Here is a 16,179-nt window from a genome sequence, read left to right on the forward strand (position 1 = left end):
GAGTAACCTATGGACTGGTATTCGATCGTCAAATTCCTCCACGTCGTCACAGCCATTTTGTGGGTCGGAGGTGGGTTCGTGCTGTTCCTGCTCGGCATGCTTGCCGAGCGCGCCGGCAACATCGAGGAAAAGCTGCAGGCGATCCGTGCCAGCGGACAACTGGGCGGCAGGTTTTTCGCACCGATGTCGATGCTGACGCTGATCTTCGGCCTGATCATGTGCAGCTTCTGGGTGGGATTCGCAGATTTGTGGATTTTCATCGGTCTCGTCGGCTATGCCACGACCTTTTCGATCGGCATGTTCGTCTTCAAACCAATCGGCGAGCGCATGGGAGCGGTGGTCGCCAAGGAGGGAATGTCACCTGCTGTCCTTGCCATGGGCCAGCGCATGATGAGCGTGGCACGCTTCGACTATGCAGTGATGCTGGTCGTGGTCGCGGACATGGTGCTCAAACCGACCGAGCACGACATCGGCATTCTCGCCGGCATGATTTTGGTCGTCATCGCCGGCGCCGCACTGGCCTTTGGCGGCAGTCGCCGTCTCGTGCCGAGCGCTGTCTAACACCGAGAATATGTAGGCGACCGTACGGCCGCCTCGCGCTGCTTTACAGCAGGCCGGCGATCCCGTCCCACAGCAGCTTGACCGCGACCACGGCCACGGTCGCGTAGGTGAAGGGATAAAAGATCTCCGGCCGCATGCGCCGTACCAGCCAGGCGCCGGCAATGGTGGCCAGCGGTGCCAGCGGCATCAGCACGGCGCACGCCGTCAGATTGGCGGTGTCGAACTGGCCGAGCGCGAAATAAGGGATCAGCTTCAGCGCGTTCGTGGCCGCAAAGAAAATCGCCGATGTCCCCGACAGCACTTTCGGATCGAGCCGGATCGGCAGCGCATAGACCTGAAAGGGCGGGCCGCCGACATGGGCGACGAAGCTGGTGAAGCCGGCGACGGTGCCCCAGAAGGCGGCGGCGATGCGGTTTGGCGCCGCCGCATGGTCGGAACCATGGCGGAACTGCAGATAGAGCCAGCGCAGCACGAAGATGAGCGCGACGGCACCAACGATCAGCCGCACCATCTCTTCGGTGACGAGCGCTGCCGTCAGCCAGCCCAACCCTATGCCGATCACCGCACCCGGCATCATGTCGACCAGCATCTTGCGGTCATGGACGCCCCACCACGTCCACACCGAAACGATGTCCATCAGGCACAGGATCGGCAGCAGGATGGCGGCCGCCTGCACCGGCGGCATGGCCAGCGCCATCAAAGGCACGCCGACAAAGCCGACAGCGCCGCCGAAGCCACCTTTCGACAGACCGACAAGGATCACCGCCGGAATGGCGGCGGCATAGAACCACGGATCGGCGAGCAGACCTGACATGAAGTGAGGGAGGCTGGAGGGAAGACTGGCCCTGCAATAGCCCAGAAACCCGTGCACCGCGACCATGAAAATGCCGGCTGTGGCGATCAATTGGGCGTAAGGCACCGGCGTCGGATTTGCGGCACGATTGCCGTCGATGCATAAGGCGCCGTCCCCGCATGAGGTTTCGAAAATGAGCGAAGTCCAGATCCGCCGCGCCGAGGAAATTGACCTGCCGGCCATCGTCGCCATGCTTGCGGACGATCCGCTCGGCCGCAGCCGCGAAGACGCAAGCGAACCGCTGGCCAAAGCCTATCGTGACGCCTTTGCGGCTGTGAACGCCGACCCCAACCTGTTTCTGGCCGTGATGACGGACGGCGGCCGCGTCATCGGCACGCTGCAGATCAGCTATCTTGCCGGCCTGTCGCTGCAGGGCGCCTGGCGCGGCCAGATCGAGGCTGTCCGCGTCGCCGCCGACCGGCGCGGTGAAAGGCTGGGACAGCGCCTGCTGGAATGGGCGGTCGAACAATGCCGCGCACGCGGCTGCAAAATTGTCCAGCTGACCACCAACAAGAGCCGCCACGACGCGCACCGCTTCTATGACCGGCTCGGCTTCAAGGCCAGTCACATCGGCTACAAGCTGGAACTCTAAGCATTCCCCATCGGCGGCGGGCGGCGCCGGATCGGCTGCGCCTTGATGATGGCGGTGCTGGTTTCGGCCTTGTCGGCGATGCGGTCGAGCAGCTTGTCGAGCTCGCTCATCGAACGCACATAAAGTCGCGCCACGAAACAATCGTCGCCGGTGACCTTGTCGCATTCGCCGAACTCGGGGATCTCTTCGATCAGCTGCTGCACGATATGCAACTTGCCCGGCAATGGCCGGATACGCACGATCGCCTGCAGCGGATAGCCCAGCGCCTCCGGGTCGATCTCGACAGTGAAGGCGCGGATGACCCCGCGCTCCTCGAGCCGCCGCAGCCGCTCGGACACGCTGGGCGACGACAGCCCGACCTGCTGCGCCAGTTCCTTCAATGATGTCCGGGAATCCTTGACCAGGATGTCGAGAAGCTTTCTGTCCAGATCGTCCAGCATTTTCATTCTCTCGCAAAAGGCAAAGATCGCCTTATTAAATTAGGCCATGCCCGCATATCACCTTTCATAAGGCATATAAACCCTCAGGATCGCATGAGATTATCCAGCCTCAAACAGATATCAGAGGTATTGTCATGGACAGCACGGTGCGCGGCACGATCGAGATGACGGCGGCGATGACAATCATCGGCACGATCGGCTGGTTCGTCGTCATGTCGGGCCAGCCCGTCATGGACGTGGTGTTCTGGCGCTGCGCCTTCGGTGCGGTGGCGCTGCTCATCACCTGTTCAGCACTTGGGCTGCTGCGCGGCAGGCTGACATTGCGCATTCTTGCCATCGCCGCGCTCGGCGGCGCGGCCATCGTCATCAATTGGCTGTTGCTGTTCAGCGCGTTTTCCCGCGCCTCGATCTCGATCGCCACGGCAGTCTACAACACCCAGCCATTCATGCTGGTCGGTTTCGGCGCGCTGTTCTTCGGCGAGCGGCTGACCCTGACCAAGCTGACCTGGCTCGGCATCGCCTTCGCCGGCATGCTGTTGATCGTGCAGACAGGGCCCGATGCCGGTTCCGGCATCGTCGGCACCGATTATGTCACCGGCATCGTCATGGCGCTTGGCGCAGCCTTCTTCTGGGCGGTCGCGGCCATCGTCGCCAAGAAGCTGAAGGGGACCCCACCGCATCTTATCGCGCTGATCCAGGTCTGCGTCGGCGTCGTCATGCTGACGCCCTTTGCCAACCTCTCCCATTTGCCCGCCGACAGTTGGAGCTGGGCCATGCTGGTCACGCTCGGCGTCGTCCACACCGGCCTGGTGTACATATTGATGTATGGCGCCATCCAGAAACTGCCGACACACCTGCAGGGATCGCTGTCCTTCATCTATCCTGTCGTGGCGATCCTGGTCGATGTCATTGCGTTCGGCCACCGGCTGCATCCGGCCCAGCTCGTCGGCGCCGCCGCCATCCTGATCGCGGCAGCCGGCATGAACCTCGGCTGGACATTGTGGAAAGCCAAACCGCCGGTCGAAAGCCCGCAAGCCGTCAAATGAGACGCAGACCGGCCGCTCGCCGGCGATCGTAAACCAAGCCATCGCATCGATCCTCGCCCGCCTGTTCAAGGCGGGAGCTTTGCTCTATGCCGCATTGCAACCATCTTCGCCCGGCATAGGCGAAATCCCGGATCGAAAGCCAATGAACGACGCAACACCCCCCAACCGCTGCCGCATCGTGCTGATCGCGCCCAAGGACGCACCGGCCGAGCGCATTGCGGCGGCCTTTGAGGGCGGCGACGTCGCTTCGCTGATCCTGCCTGAAAACGGCATGGACGAGGCTGCCTTCCAGGCCTTTGCCGAACAGATCGTGCCTGTGGCGCAGGCGGCCGGTATCGCCGTCATCATCGCCGGCGACACCCGCATTGCCGGCCGCGTCCAGGCCGACGGCATTCATGTCGAGGTCTCCAAGGACGCACTCGCCGAGACCATCGAGCACTTCGAGGGAAAGATGATGGTCGGCGCCGGCGGCGCCAAGACCCGCGACGACGCGCTGGAACTCGGCGAAACCAGGCCCGACTACATCTTCTTCGGCCGCTTCGGTTACGACAACAAGCCGGAGCCGCATCCGCGCAATCTGTCACTCGGCCGCTGGTGGGCCGACATGATCCAGATCCCTTGCATCGTCATGGCCGGGTCGGACCTGGCCTCGGTTGAGGCAGTGGCGGACACCGGCGCCGAATTCGTGGCATTGTCCAGCGCTGTCTTCGCCGACGGCGCCGATCCGAAAGCGGCGATTGCTGCCGCCAATGCGCTGCTCGACGAAACCGCGCCGCGCTTCGAGGACTGACGTGCGCCGACCAGGACTTGCTATCGCGGTTTTCGTTGCGGCCTTGATGAGCGGGGCGGCGATGGCGGCGGAACCCATTCCGCTGCCGCAGCCCAGGCCCGATACCAGCGCACCCGACATCAGCGCACCGGATGCGAAGCCCGCCGATGCGGCTGCCGCAAAGGCCGGCGCCCCAAACACCGGCGCCACGGGTTCTGGCGTTCATGTCGACAAGCCGATCGACACCCCGCTGCCGCAGCCCGCGACGACCGCGCCGCTGCCCTCGGCCGACGCCATCAATCCCGAGCGTTTCGGCGCCAAGCCGGCGGACCCGGCCTATGGCGCTTTCCAGCGCGGCCTCTACAAGACCGCCTACAATCTGGCGTTGGTACGGGCCCAGAATGGCGACCCGGCGGCACAAACGCTGGTGGCCGAGATCCTGTCGCGCGGGCTGGGTGTGCCGCTCAACCCGGCGGAGGCCGCCAAATGGTATGCGCAGGCCGCCGAACAGGGCATCCCGGAATCGCAGTTCCAGTACGCGCTGATGCTGCTCGACGGACGCTACGTCAAGAAGGACGAGAAGGGAGCCTACGCCCTGATGCAGGCCGCCGCCGAAGCCGGCAATCGCCTGGCGCAGTTCAACTTCGCGCAGCTGCTTGTGCAGCAGGATCCGGGCGATGCCGGCATCGCCAGGGCCGTGCCCTATTATGAGCGCGCCGCGGAGACCGGCCTTGCCGACGCCCAGTATGCGATGGCGCAGGTCTATGCCAATGGCGTCGGCGGCAAGCCGCACGACGATGCCCAGGCACGCCGCCTGCTGGCGCAGGCCGCAAGGCAGAACTACGACACCGCGCAGATCGATCTTGCCGCCTGGATGATCGAGGGCCGCGGTGGTTTTCGCGACCTGAAATCCGGCTTCAACTGGATGAAGCAGGCAGCGGAAGGCGGCAACGTCGCCGCCCAGAACCGTCTGGCAAAGCTCTATATGGGCGGCATCGGCACCGATCCCGACCTGATCCTGGCCGGGGCCTGGTACGTGGTCGCCCGCCGCGCCGGCCTTATCGATCCGGAGATGGACGATTTCCTGCAAGGGCTGACCGACGACCAGACCAAGCAGGCATTGCAGAAGGCCAACCGCCTGCCCTGAGCGTGCCTTGCATCCCCCGCTCCCTTGCCTCTTCGGGTGTTTTGTGGTCTTGGGAGCCCGAAATCGCTTGTCCAGCGACCATCTCATTCCCGGATCAACATCATCATGGCCAAGATCAATGGCAACGAAATCCGTCCCGGCTATGTCATCGAGCACGATGGCGGCCTCTGGGTGGCGGTCAAGACCAACACCGTCAAGCCCGGCAAGGGCGGCGCCTACAACCAGGTCGAACTGAAGAACCTGATCAACGGCACCAAGCTCAACGAACGCTTCCGTTCGGCTGAGACCGTCGAGCAGATCCGGCTCGATCTGAAGGATTTTTCCTTCCTCTACGCACAGGACGACGCGCTGGTGTTCATGGACACCCAGAGCTACGAGCAGCTCGAACTGGCGAAGGATTTCGTCGGCGATCGCGCCGCTTTCCTGCAGGACGGCATGATGGTGACCGTCCAGCTCTATGAGGACAGGCCGATCGGCATCTCGCTGCCCGACCAGGTGACGCTGACCATCACCGAGGCCGACCCGGTGGTGAAGGGCCAGACGGCGGCGTCTTCCTACAAGCCGGCGGTGCTGGAAAACGGCATCCGCGTGCTGGTGCCGCCATTCATCGGCGCCGGCGAACGCATCGTCGTCGACACCAACGAACTCACCTACATGCGCCGCGCAGACTGATCTTAAGGCGCAGCAGCAGGAAGAAATACGATGGCACGCTCAGCACTTCTCAACGTCATGGTCCAGGCCGCCATGAAGGCCGGCCGCTCGCTGTCGCGCGACTTCGGCGAGGTGCAGAACCTGCAGGTGTCGATGAAGGGGCCAGGCGACTATGTCAGCCAGGCCGACCGCAAAGCCGAGGACATCCTGTTTGCCGAACTGTCGAAGGCGCGGCCGGGCTATGCCTTCCTGATGGAAGAGCGCGGCGCGGTCGAAGGCGACGACGACCAGCACCGCTGGATCGTCGACCCGCTCGACGGCACCACCAATTTCCTGCATGGCATTCCGATCTTTTCCATCTCGATCGCGCTCGAGCGCCAGGGTCAGCTCGTCGCCGCCGTCATCTACAATCCGGCGATGGACGAGCTCTACACCGCCGAGCGCGGCGGCGGCGCTTTCATGAACGATCGCCGGCTGCGCGTTGCCGGCCGTATCAAGCTCACCGACTGCGTGATCGGCTGCGGCATCCCGCATCTCGGCCGCGGCCAGCACGGCAATTTCCTGGTCGAGCTGCGCAATGTGATGGCCGAGGTCTCCGGCGTGCGCCGCCTGGGTTCGGCCGCGCTCGATCTCGCCTATGTCGCCGCCGGCCGCATGGACGGCTTCTGGGAAACCGGCCTGTCGGCCTGGGACATCGCCGCCGGGCTGCTCTTGGTCCGCGAAGCCGGCGGCTTCGTCTCCGACACGGATGGCGGCCAGGACATGCTCAACGCCGGCTCGGTCGTTGCCGGCAACGAGGTCATCCAGCGCGCGCTGCTCAAGGCGGTGAAGAAGCCGATCTCGGCGCGCTGAAGCGCCGCAGTCGCAAAACCGCAACCAAAGCTTGAAATACTGCCCGGCGACCGCCCAGATAGGGGGACGAAGGACCTTCGCGCATGCCGCCACTATCCCCGCCAGAAACGCCAATCGATATCCCCTTTGTCGGGCGTTGGCACTATTCGCGTGCGGAGATGATCGCCGACGGAATCGTCCATGCGGTCGGCATCGTGCTGGCGATAGCGGCAGGCTCGACCTTGCTGGCGCTAGCCGCTTTCCATGCCGGTCCGGGCGAATACATCGCCGTCGCCTTCTATGTGGTATCGCTGCTGACCGTGCTGTCGGTGTCGCTCACCTACAATCTGTGGCCGGTGACATCGCCGGCAAAATGGATCTTGCGGCGCTTCGACCATGCAGCGATCTACCTTCTGATCGCCGGTACCTACACGCCCTTTCTGGCCCAGCTCGACGGCTCGCCGTTGGCGCTGCCGATGATTGTCCTAGTCTGGACCGCGGCTGTGACCGGTATCGCCATAAAAGTATTTCTGCCCGGCCGCTTCGACCGCCTGGCCATAGTCTTCTATCTCGCCATCGGCTGGAGCGGCATCGTTCTGGTCAAGCCGCTGGTCGCGACATTGCCGACAACGTCGATCGCGCTGATCGTCGCCGGCGGCATCGTCTATTCCTGCGGCGTCATCTTCTTCGCCTGGAAGGGGCTGCGCTTCCAAAATGCCGTCTGGCATGGCTTCGTCATCACCGGTGCCGGACTGCATCTTGCCGCCATGGTCGACTGCCTGGTTATCAACCGCCTCTGAAAGGCGGAGCGCGGCCCGATCTGTCGGGCAATATTGCCAAGCGCCATTCAATTTGGTCACAATTCCGTTTAGAGTCGCGAATTACGTGATCGGCGGCACTGGAGTAATTCCGGGAAAGTGTGAGCGGTTTCCCGTTCGGAATTGCGTCAAGGCAAATAAAGAGCATCGGAAACGGGGCACGGATGGCTTTTCTCAGATCTTTCGGCGTGGGCAGGCGCTCTGATGTCCTGATGTACGATCCGCACAAGCTGTCGAGCCCACAGGTCTTCCTCCTGACCATGGTCATCTTCCTGGTCATCGTCGCCTTCATCGCCGCCATCCTCACACGCCAGATCTCCAGCGCCTTCACCACCAATCCGGGCCTCAACGGCCTTATCATCGGTGTGCTGGCGGTCGGCATCCTGCTGGCCTTCGCCCAGGTCGGACGGCTGTTTCGCGAAGTGCGCTGGGTCAATTCCTTCCGCGCCGGCTCCGAAACCACCGAACCGGTGCTGCTGGCGCCGATGAAGGCGATGATCGGCCGTTCCTCGACGGTCGCCTTCTCGACCTCCTCGATGCGCACCATGCTGGATTCGATCGCCACCCGCCTCGACGAAAGCCGCGACACCTCGCGCTACCTCGTCGGCCTGCTGGTATTCCTCGGCCTGCTCGGCACCTTCTGGGGTCTTTTGAACACCATCGGCTCGATCCGCGAGACCATCGAATCGCTCGATCCCGGCACCGGCGACGCCGCCGCCGTGCTCGAATCGTTGAAACAGGGCCTGTCGGCGCCGCTGGCCGGCATGGGCACGGCCTTCTCGTCCTCGCTGTTCGGCCTTTCCGGTTCGCTGGTGCTCGGCTTCCTCGACCTGCAGGCTGGCCGCGCCCAGACCCGCTTCTACACCGAGCTTGAAAACTGGCTGTCCTCGGTCACCGATCTCTCCTCCGACATCGTCGTTGCCGATCCGGCCAAGAACGAGCCTTCCGACGAGATCCGCCTTTTGTCGGAGCGGCTGCGCAGCATGCAGGAAAACGGCGGCGGCTCCAATCCGCGCGTCGCCACCGCCATGGCCAATCTCGCCGACGGCATTTCCGGCCTGGTCAAGAACATGCGCTCGGAACAGCAGATCATGCGCGACTGGGTCGAGGCGCAGTCGGACGAGCAGAAGGCGATGCGCAACACGCTGGAAAAGATCGCCGACGCCCTGAAGAAGCCCGGGGTGCACTAGCATGGCGCTCGCCAGGGGCCGTCGCACCGACCGCCGCATCGACTATTGGCCGGGCTTCGTCGACGCACTGTCGACGCTGTTGCTCGCCATCATGTTCCTGCTCACCGTCTTCGTGCTGGCGCAGTTCCTGCTCGGCCGCGAACTCTCCGGCAAGGACACCGTGCTCTCGCGCCTCAACTCGCAGATCAACGAACTGACGCAGTTGCTGGCGCTGGAGCGATCGACGGCGCAGGACAAGGATGATTCGCTGGCCAATCTGCAAGCCTCGCTGTCGGCGGCGGAAGCCGAGAAGAGCCGGCTGGAGCAATTGCTGGCGCAAGGTGCAGGTGCCGGCGACGCCGCCAACCAGCGTGCGGCTCAACTGGGCGGCGAACTCGACAACCAGCGCCAGATCAGCCAGCAGGCGCTGAGCCAGGTCGAGATCCTCAACCAGCAGATCGCGGCGTTGCGCAAGCAGATCGGCGCGCTCGAGGACGCCCTCAACGTCTCTGAAACCCGCGACCGCGATTCCAACACCAAGATCGCCGATCTCGGCCGTCGGCTGAACGTCGCGCTGGCGCAGCGCGTGCAGGAGCTGAACCGCTACCGCTCCGACTTCTTCGGCCGGTTGCGCGAAATCCTCGCCGACCGCGAGAACATCCGCATCGTCGGCGACCGCTTCGTCTTCCAGTCGGAAGTGCTGTTTCCGACCGGCTCCGAAGTGATCAACGATGCCGGTAAGGTCGAGATGAAGAAGCTCGCCGACGCCATCATCGAACTGCAAAAGGAAATTCCGCCGGAGATCAACTGGGTGCTGCGCGTCGACGGCCACACCGACAACAAGCCGCTGTCGGGCACCGGCCGCTACCGCGACAATTGGGAGCTGTCGACGGCGCGCTCGACCTCGGTGGTCAAGTTCCTGATCGAGAATGGCGTGCCCGCCAACCGGCTGGTCGCCGCCGGCTTCGGTGAATTCCAGCCGCTCGACCCCGCCGACACCGAAGAGGCCCGCAACAAGAACCGCCGCATTGAACTGAAGCTCACCGAACGGTGATTTTTTGTCACGCGAATTTGTTCGACGTCTCAACTCTAGGGCGCAAGGCAGCCTCGGCAAGGCCTGAAAACATTATCTTTTTTTAATTACACTTCACGTTTCCGGGCTCCTAATTTGCCGCGCAGGGCCGAGAACCGCCGGCGATGCCTCCCATCGCGACGCGACGGAACCCGACGGTCCGCGTCGGGAAGGCGGAGCGAAAGCGCTTACCCCCTTCCAAAGCAGGAGGAGACGCACATCATGCGTTCTTTGAAGACTCTCAGGACTGCAGCCCTTACGACACTTCTGATCGCCGTTCCGCTCGCCGGCGCCTATGCCGCCGGACATCATCACAAGGGCGCCCTCGACGCCAGCGACCCGACCGACATGACCGGTCCGCGCGTGACCGGCCTGATCGAGCAGATACAGGGCGTCGACCAGGGCATCACTGATGCCAGGCAGGCCAACGCGATCACGTCGGCCGAAGCGCATCGGCTGCATCTGCGCGCGGCGCATATCAGCCAGGCCGCCGAACGGGTCGCTGGCTCGGATCATGGCCGGATCCCGGCCGCGCAATATCACGACCTGCTGCGCCGGCTCGACAATGTCGATCAAGCTCTGATGTCCGATACCGGTAGTGGCTTCATGATCGGTGACGGTTCCGACGGCGGCAATTATCCGAACGGCTGAGAACCCGCTGCGATATCCTCGGATATCCAAAGAATGAGGACGGGACAGTCTGACGCCCGCGGGATCTGGTCCGGGGGCGTCTTTTTACCAGCCGAGCAAGAGCGCGACGAGCGCAACCACCGCCGGCACGGTCTGGATATACAGGATCTTCCTGCTGGCGGTCGCCGCGCCATAGAGCCCGGCGCTGGCGACGCAAAGCAGGAAGAACACCTTGATCTGGAATCCGTCCGCGCCGAGATAAAGGCCCCAGATCAGCCCGGCGGCAAGGAAGCCGTTGTAGAGCCCCTGATTGGCGGCAAGCACTTTCGAGGCACTGGCGAAGTCCGGCTTGAGGTTGAACGCCTTGTGCCCGCGCGGCGTGTCCCATGCCACCATCTCCAGATAGACGATGTAGAGGTGGATCAGCGCCACCAGCCCGACCAGTATGTTGGCGATCATGTCGTTCTCCCCCCAGGCGGCATCACGCCGTCGGGCCATATTGAGCACGCCCGCCACGGCGTGCAAGCTTGCGCCGCCTTGCCCCCATTAACCGACACTTGTGCAGGGTTGCCAAGCCTGGCGCATTGGTATCTTTTCCCGCCGTCCAAAACGCGGAACCTGCCATGTCCTTTCAGAAACTCGATGATCTCGGCCACAAGCTCGAAGCGCTGGAACATGCGCTCGCCATCCTCGGCGCCGACGAGGCGACCCACATGGCCGTCGGTGGCGGTGAGAAGCGCGCCGAAGCCATGTCTTCCCTGGCCGGCATGCTGCATGCCCGGGCAACGGCGCCGGAAATCGCCGACTGGCTCGCTGCCGCCGAACAGGAGGTGCTGAACGAGGAGCAGCAGGCGGCGGTCCGGGAATTGCGCCGGCAATACACCAACCTGACCTGCCTGCCGGTCGAGTTCGTCGAGCGCCAGACGGTGGCGCGCATGCGCTCCGAGCAGCTCTGGCGTGACCTGCGCGCCAAGAACGACTGGGCCGGCTTCCTGCCGGCACTCGAAGGTGTCATCGCGCTGGTCCGCGAGGAGGCCGCACTGCGCGCCGATGCGCTCGGCCTTGATCCCTACGACGCGCTGATGGAGCAATACGATCCCGGCAACCGCGCCGCCGACATTACGCCGGTCTTCACTGAGTTGAAGACGTTCCTGAAAGGCTTCGTGCCTGAGGCGCTGGCCGTGCAGGAAGCGCGGCTGGCCAGCCATCCGCTTAAGCCGCTCTCGGGCAGCTATGCGATAGACCGGCAGCGCGAGCTTGGCCTCGCCATGATGGCGGCGGTTGGCTTCGACCTCACCCATGGCTCGCTGTCGGTGTCGCATCATCCTTTCTGCGGCGGCGTGCCGAGCGACGTGCGCATCACCACCCGCTACAAGACCTCGGATTTCCTGTCGGCATTGATGGGCGTGCTGCACGAGACCGGCCACGCGCTATACGAACAGAACCTGCCGAAGGCCTGGGCGCACTGGCCGCTGGGCAAGGCGCGCGGCATGGCGGTGCATGAAAGCCAGAGCCTGTTCGTCGAGAAGCAGATCGGCCGCAACCCCGAATTCTGGCGCTGGGCGCTGCCCGTGGTCGAAAAGCATCTCGGCGAAGCCTGGTCGCTCGACGACATCCTGCCCCATGTACACCGGGTCGAGCGCGGCCTGATCCGCGTCGACGCCGACGAGGTCACCTACCCGCTGCATGTCATCCTGCGCTACGAGTTGGAGCAGGAGCTTGTCTCGGGGCGGCTGCAGGCTGCCGACCTGCCCGAGGCGTGGGACGCCAAGATGCGGGAGTATCTTGGCCTGTCGACCATCGACAACCCGGCCGACGGACCGATGCAGGACGTGCATTGGCCAGGTGCGGCCTTCGGCTATTTCCCGTCCTATACGCTGGGCGCCATGATGGCAGCGCAGCAGTGGGCGGCCCTGACCAGCAAGCATCCTTCCGCCGACGACGACCTTGCGAAGGGAAACTTCGAGGCCATCAACGGCTGGCGCCGCGACAATATCTGGTCGCAGGGCTCACACTGGTCGACGCCCGAACTGCTCGAACGCGCCACCGGCGAAAAACTGAATGCCGCGCATTTCACCCGTCACCTGCAGCAGCGATACGGGGCTTGAGCCATTTCGGCTGGCACGGCATCCAAAACATAGGGCATTTACCTACGTCGATCCGCCGCCCGTCGAAGTGAAGGTCAGCGATCCGGACACGGAACAGCGACAGATCATCGCCAGCATGTTCCAGTTGACCTTGTTCGTCGGTGTCCCGGTATTCATCGCTGTCCGGCGTGGCCGGCGCCAGCCTGCCCGCGGCTGAACTCTATCTGCGCCGCAGCACCTACTCCGCGGCACCTTTGAACGCGCTGGCTCCGGTTTCGAACTGCAGCTTGGCCAGCCGCGAGTAGATACCGCCCTTGGCAACCAGGCTCTGATGCGTGCCTTCCTCGACGATGCGGCCGCCATCCATGACCAGGATGCGGTCGGCCTTCAGCACCGTCGCAAGACGGTGGGCGATGACGATGGTGGTGCGGCCCTGCATCAACCGTTCCAGAGCCGTCTGCACCAGTGTTTCGCTTTCGGCATCGAGCGCCGAGGTCGCCTCGTCGAGCAACAGGATCGGCGCGTCGCGCAGGATGGCGCGGGCGATCGCCACGCGCTGGCGCTGGCCGCCGGACAAGGTCACGCCGCGCTCGCCGACCTGGCTGTCATAGCCCTTGTCGAGTTTGAGGATGAATTCGTCGGCCAGCGCGTCCGTGGCGGCCGTCTCGATCTCGGCATTCGTGGCGCCCGGCCGGCCAAAGCCGATATTGTCGCGCGCACTCGCCGCAAAAATGGTGACATCCTGCGGTACGATGGCGATCCGCTCGCGGACATCGGCCGGATCGGCCTCGCGCACGTCGACGCCGTCGATGGCGATGCGGCCGGCCTCGGGGTCGTAAAAACGCAGGATCAGCGAAAAGACAGTGCTTTTTCCGGCGCCCGAGGGGCCGACGATCGCCACCGTCTCGCCCGGCTTCACCTGGAAGCTCAAGCCGTGGACGGCGGCACGGTCGGGCCGCGCCGGATAGGAGAAGGAGACGTCGTCGAAACTGATCGCGCCTTTCGCCTTGGCCGGCAGCGGCAATGGCTTGGCCGGCGCCAGGATCGCCGGCGTCTCGTCCAAGATCTCGGTCAGCCGTTCGGCAGCACCCGCCGCCTGGGAGAGCTCGCCCCATACTTCCGACAGCGCGCCGAGCGCGCCGGCGGCAAACACCGAATAAAGCAGGAACTGGCCGAGCGTGCCGGGCGACATCGTGCCGGCGAGCACGTCGCGCGAACCGAACCACAGCACCGCCACGACCGAGGAAAAGATCGTGAAGATGGCAAAGAAGGTGAGGAAAGAGCGGGCGAAAATCGACGAGCGTGCTGCCTGGAAGGCGGCTTCCACCGCAGCCGAGAACCGCCCGGTGACCAGCGTCTCGTTGGTGAAGGCCTGCAGCGTGCGCACCGCGCCGATCTGCTCGCTGGCATAGGCGGTGGCTTGCGCCAGCGTGTCCTGCGCCTGCCGCGACCGGCGCCGGACCGAACGACCGAAGGCGACCAGCGGCAGCACGATCACTGGAATGGCCGCGATGACCAGGCCGGACAGTTTCGGGCTGGTGACGACCATCATCGCCACCGCGCCGAGGCCGAGGATGACATTGCGCAGCGCCACCGAGGCGGTGGCGCCGACGGCGGATTTCACCTGCGTCGTATCGGCCGCGAGGCGCGAGACGATCTCACCCGACTGCGCCGTGTCGAAAAAGGACGGCGACAGCGTCGTGACATGCGAAAACACATCGCTGCGGATGTCGGCAACAACCCGTTCACCGAGCGTGATGACGAAATAATAGCGGCCGGCCGATGCAGCCGCCAGAATGGCTGCCATCGCCACCAAAGCGGCGAAATACTCGGCGATGAAGGTGGTGCTGGACGCGCTGAAACCGTGGTCGATCATGCGCCGCACGGCGAGCGGCAGGGTGAGCGTCGTCGCCGCCGCGATGGCCAGCGAGATGACGGCGCCGATGACCAATTTGCGGTAGCGGGCGATATAGGGATAGAGGCGCCTGAGCGGTCCGAGCGAGCGTCTGCGCTCGTCCTGTCCGCCGCTGATATCCGCCATGACCGTTTCCTCTGGCCGCTTCCAGGTGAGCGCTGTCAATATGCGCCCGCCGCGGCCTTGTGATTCAATTCCGGCTGATGTATAGGCTCGCCGACCGTTTTAGAAGCCGTGGCTTTTTCAATAGCTGCGGCTTCGAGTTTTAAAAAGGGGCGCATCGACGCAGGCCACGGGCCCGTCGGCAGCGCCACAAGCCAGGAAGCACGACAATGAAGGCCGATATCCATCCCGACTACCACACCATCAAGGTCGTCATGACCGATGGTACCGAATACATGACCCGTTCGACCTGGGGCAAGGAAGGCGATACGATGAACCTCGATATCGACCCGACCACGCACCCGGCCTGGACCGGCGGCCAGCAGACCCTGCTCGACCGCGGCGGCCGCCTGTCGAAGTTCAAGAAGCGCTTCGAAGGTTTCGGCCTCTAAGCCGGACAAGCCCTGCAGAATAATTTAAAGAACCCGCCCCCAAAGGCGGGTTTTTTATTTATTGGCCACAGCCCCCTTCTCCCCGTCACTATACGGGGAGAAGGTGCCGGCAGGCGGATGAGGGGCAGTGCCAGCATTGGCAAGTTTGATCATCAGCAAAAATAGCCGGCCTGAGAAATTCAGTGACGGTTTGCGACGAAGCGACGTCAAATCATAGGTCAGCGCTGCCCCTCACCTGCCTGCCGGCATCCTCTCCCCGTATAGTGACGGGGAGAGGGGCGCTCTCCCTATGGTTTCGCCAATCGCCAGCGCTGCCGTACAAGCCCAAGCTCGGGTCGTCACTACCCTTCCAATAACTCCCGTAGCGCCATGCGCTTGTAGGCGGCCACCAGCCTGTCGCCCTCCTGCCGGTCGACCGAGATCGCCAGCCGCACCGCGGCCTCGCCCATCTGCCAGACCAGAAACGCCGTCGTCTCCAGCGCCACCGGATCGGCGCCGGGTTGCAGCCGCTTCAGCACGGCGGTCAGGAATTCGGCATTGGCGCGGCTGTCGGCGAGTTCGAGCTGGCGCAGCGCCTTGTCGGCCTGCGTGCCCGACCAGATGTCGCGCATCACCGGCTCGGCCAGGAATAGTTGGTAGTAAATATCGACCAGTTCTGAAAACGCCTGCCGCAGGCCTTCGGCGTCGGTGACATCCTTGAGTGCCGAGGAGATGCAGGCTTGGCTTTCCGCGGTGTAGCGCTCGGCCAGTGCCCAGACGATCGCCCGCTTGTCGGGAAAGAACTGGTAGAGCGAACCGATCGACACCCCGGCCCGTTCTGCCACCTCGCCCATGCGCATGGCGTCGCTGCCTTGTTGGGCAATCAACGCAGAGGCTGCGGCCAGCATCCGTTCGACCCGCTCGCGGCTGCGCTGCTGCGTCGGCGCCCGCCGCGGCGATGCGACCTGCTCCTGGGCAGATGCGGGCGCTGCTGTGTCTTCCATGACTGTCTCCGGTCTCGAGAAAATTGCCAACAACGGCTTGACTCGCAAAATACGAGGGTTT

Annotated in this window: 19 protein-coding genes; 14 read left to right on the forward strand and 5 right to left on the reverse strand. The window is 64.0% G+C overall.

Going from position 1 to position 16,179, the window contains the following annotated elements:
* The first annotated feature begins 9 nt into the window (after window positions 1-9).
* The gene (locus tag AC1D1N_RS01505; RefSeq protein WP_477346227.1) at window positions 10-561 is read left to right on the forward strand and encodes a DUF2269 family protein; all 552 of its coding nucleotides are present in this window, start codon (window positions 10-12) and stop codon (window positions 559-561) included.
* A 43-nt stretch (window positions 562-604) separates the two neighbouring features.
* Here AC1D1N_RS01505 and AC1D1N_RS01510 read toward each other — a convergent pair whose 3' ends face one another.
* Window positions 605-1,375: a sulfite exporter TauE/SafE family protein gene (locus tag AC1D1N_RS01510; protein ID WP_477346228.1), complete on the reverse strand. Its 771-nt coding sequence runs from the start codon at window positions 1,373-1,375 to the stop codon at window positions 605-607.
* Between the two features lie 172 nt (window positions 1,376-1,547).
* Between AC1D1N_RS01510 and AC1D1N_RS01515 the strand changes: the two genes are divergently transcribed.
* Complete coding sequence (locus tag AC1D1N_RS01515; protein ID WP_112559674.1) at window positions 1,548-2,006, forward strand: GNAT family N-acetyltransferase; 459 nt, start codon at window positions 1,548-1,550, stop codon at window positions 2,004-2,006.
* Here AC1D1N_RS01515 and AC1D1N_RS01520 read toward each other — a convergent pair.
* Window positions 2,003-2,446, reverse strand: coding sequence for an Lrp/AsnC family transcriptional regulator (locus AC1D1N_RS01520; RefSeq protein ID WP_112559821.1), 444 nt, complete (start codon window positions 2,444-2,446; stop codon window positions 2,003-2,005). The genes AC1D1N_RS01515 and AC1D1N_RS01520 overlap by 4 nt on opposite strands.
* Before the next feature lie 134 nt (window positions 2,447-2,580).
* On the opposite strand from AC1D1N_RS01520, the gene AC1D1N_RS01525 reads away from it, so the two are divergent.
* From AC1D1N_RS01525 to AC1D1N_RS01565, 9 genes are all read left to right on the forward strand, one after another.
* Window positions 2,581-3,492 (forward strand): DMT family transporter, encoded by a 912-nt coding sequence (locus tag AC1D1N_RS01525; RefSeq protein ID WP_477346229.1) that lies wholly within the window; start codon window positions 2,581-2,583, stop codon window positions 3,490-3,492.
* 142 nt (window positions 3,493-3,634) lie between these two features.
* Window positions 3,635-4,282 carry a thiamine phosphate synthase gene (locus AC1D1N_RS01530; protein ID WP_192258719.1) on the forward strand — a complete coding sequence of 216 codons (648 nt, stop codon included), beginning with the start codon at window positions 3,635-3,637 and terminating at the stop codon, window positions 4,280-4,282.
* 61 nt (window positions 4,283-4,343) lie between these two features.
* Window positions 4,344-5,408, forward strand: coding sequence for a tetratricopeptide repeat protein (locus tag AC1D1N_RS01535; protein WP_477346230.1), 1,065 nt, complete (start codon window positions 4,344-4,346; stop codon window positions 5,406-5,408).
* A gap of 105 nt (window positions 5,409-5,513) precedes the next feature.
* Complete coding sequence (gene efp / locus AC1D1N_RS01540; RefSeq protein WP_112559678.1) at window positions 5,514-6,080, forward strand: elongation factor P; 567 nt, start codon at window positions 5,514-5,516, stop codon at window positions 6,078-6,080.
* Between the two features lie 30 nt (window positions 6,081-6,110).
* Window positions 6,111-6,911: an inositol monophosphatase family protein gene (locus AC1D1N_RS01545; protein WP_436261809.1), complete on the forward strand. Its 801-nt coding sequence runs from the start codon at window positions 6,111-6,113 to the stop codon at window positions 6,909-6,911.
* 83 nt (window positions 6,912-6,994) lie between these two features.
* Window positions 6,995-7,690 (forward strand): PAQR family membrane homeostasis protein TrhA, encoded by a 696-nt coding sequence (trhA, locus tag AC1D1N_RS01550; protein ID WP_477346231.1) that lies wholly within the window; start codon window positions 6,995-6,997, stop codon window positions 7,688-7,690.
* A 182-nt stretch (window positions 7,691-7,872) separates the two neighbouring features.
* Window positions 7,873-8,898: a MotA/TolQ/ExbB proton channel family protein gene (locus AC1D1N_RS01555; protein ID WP_112559681.1), complete on the forward strand. Its 1,026-nt coding sequence runs from the start codon at window positions 7,873-7,875 to the stop codon at window positions 8,896-8,898.
* A gap of 1 nt (window position 8,899) precedes the next feature.
* Window positions 8,900-9,931 carry a peptidoglycan -binding protein gene (locus AC1D1N_RS01560; RefSeq protein WP_112559682.1) on the forward strand — a complete coding sequence of 344 codons (1,032 nt, stop codon included), beginning with the start codon at window positions 8,900-8,902 and terminating at the stop codon, window positions 9,929-9,931.
* Window positions 9,932-10,171: 240 nt separating this feature from the next.
* Window positions 10,172-10,600: a hypothetical protein gene (locus AC1D1N_RS01565; protein WP_477341011.1), complete on the forward strand. Its 429-nt coding sequence runs from the start codon at window positions 10,172-10,174 to the stop codon at window positions 10,598-10,600.
* A gap of 84 nt (window positions 10,601-10,684) precedes the next feature.
* Here the strand turns inward: AC1D1N_RS01565 and AC1D1N_RS01570 are convergent, their stop codons facing one another.
* Window positions 10,685-11,038 carry a DUF1304 domain-containing protein gene (locus AC1D1N_RS01570; protein WP_436261811.1) on the reverse strand — a complete coding sequence of 118 codons (354 nt, stop codon included), beginning with the start codon at window positions 11,036-11,038 and terminating at the stop codon, window positions 10,685-10,687.
* A 164-nt stretch (window positions 11,039-11,202) separates the two neighbouring features.
* Between AC1D1N_RS01570 and AC1D1N_RS01575 the strand changes: the two genes are divergently transcribed.
* Both AC1D1N_RS01575 and AC1D1N_RS01580 read left to right on the forward strand, forming a co-directional pair.
* Window positions 11,203-12,687: a carboxypeptidase M32 gene (locus tag AC1D1N_RS01575; protein WP_477346232.1), complete on the forward strand. Its 1,485-nt coding sequence runs from the start codon at window positions 11,203-11,205 to the stop codon at window positions 12,685-12,687.
* A complete protein-coding gene (locus tag AC1D1N_RS01580) occupies window positions 12,641-12,883 on the forward strand; it encodes a hypothetical protein (RefSeq protein ID WP_477346233.1) in 243 nt (80 codons plus the stop codon). The genes AC1D1N_RS01575 and AC1D1N_RS01580 overlap by 47 nt, the downstream gene beginning before the upstream one ends.
* 21 nt (window positions 12,884-12,904) lie before the next feature.
* On the opposite strand, the gene AC1D1N_RS01585 is transcribed toward AC1D1N_RS01580, so the two are convergent.
* On the reverse strand, window positions 12,905-14,707 hold the full coding sequence (locus AC1D1N_RS01585) for an ABC transporter transmembrane domain-containing protein (protein WP_477346234.1): 1,803 nt from the start codon (window positions 14,705-14,707) through the stop codon (window positions 12,905-12,907).
* A 206-nt stretch (window positions 14,708-14,913) separates the two neighbouring features.
* On the opposite strand from AC1D1N_RS01585, the gene rpmE reads away from it, so the two are divergent.
* Window positions 14,914-15,135, forward strand: a complete 222-nt coding sequence (gene rpmE / locus AC1D1N_RS01590; protein ID WP_112559687.1) for a 50S ribosomal protein L31 — start codon at window positions 14,914-14,916, stop codon at window positions 15,133-15,135.
* Between the two features lie 341 nt (window positions 15,136-15,476).
* Here the strand turns inward: rpmE and AC1D1N_RS01595 are convergent, their stop codons facing one another.
* Entirely contained in the window at window positions 15,477-16,118 is a 642-nt protein-coding gene (locus AC1D1N_RS01595) for a TetR/AcrR family transcriptional regulator (RefSeq protein WP_477346235.1), read from the reverse strand.
* Window positions 16,119-16,179: the final 61 nt, after the last annotated feature.

Source organism: Mesorhizobium sp. P2_B5 (assembly GCF_056404775.1).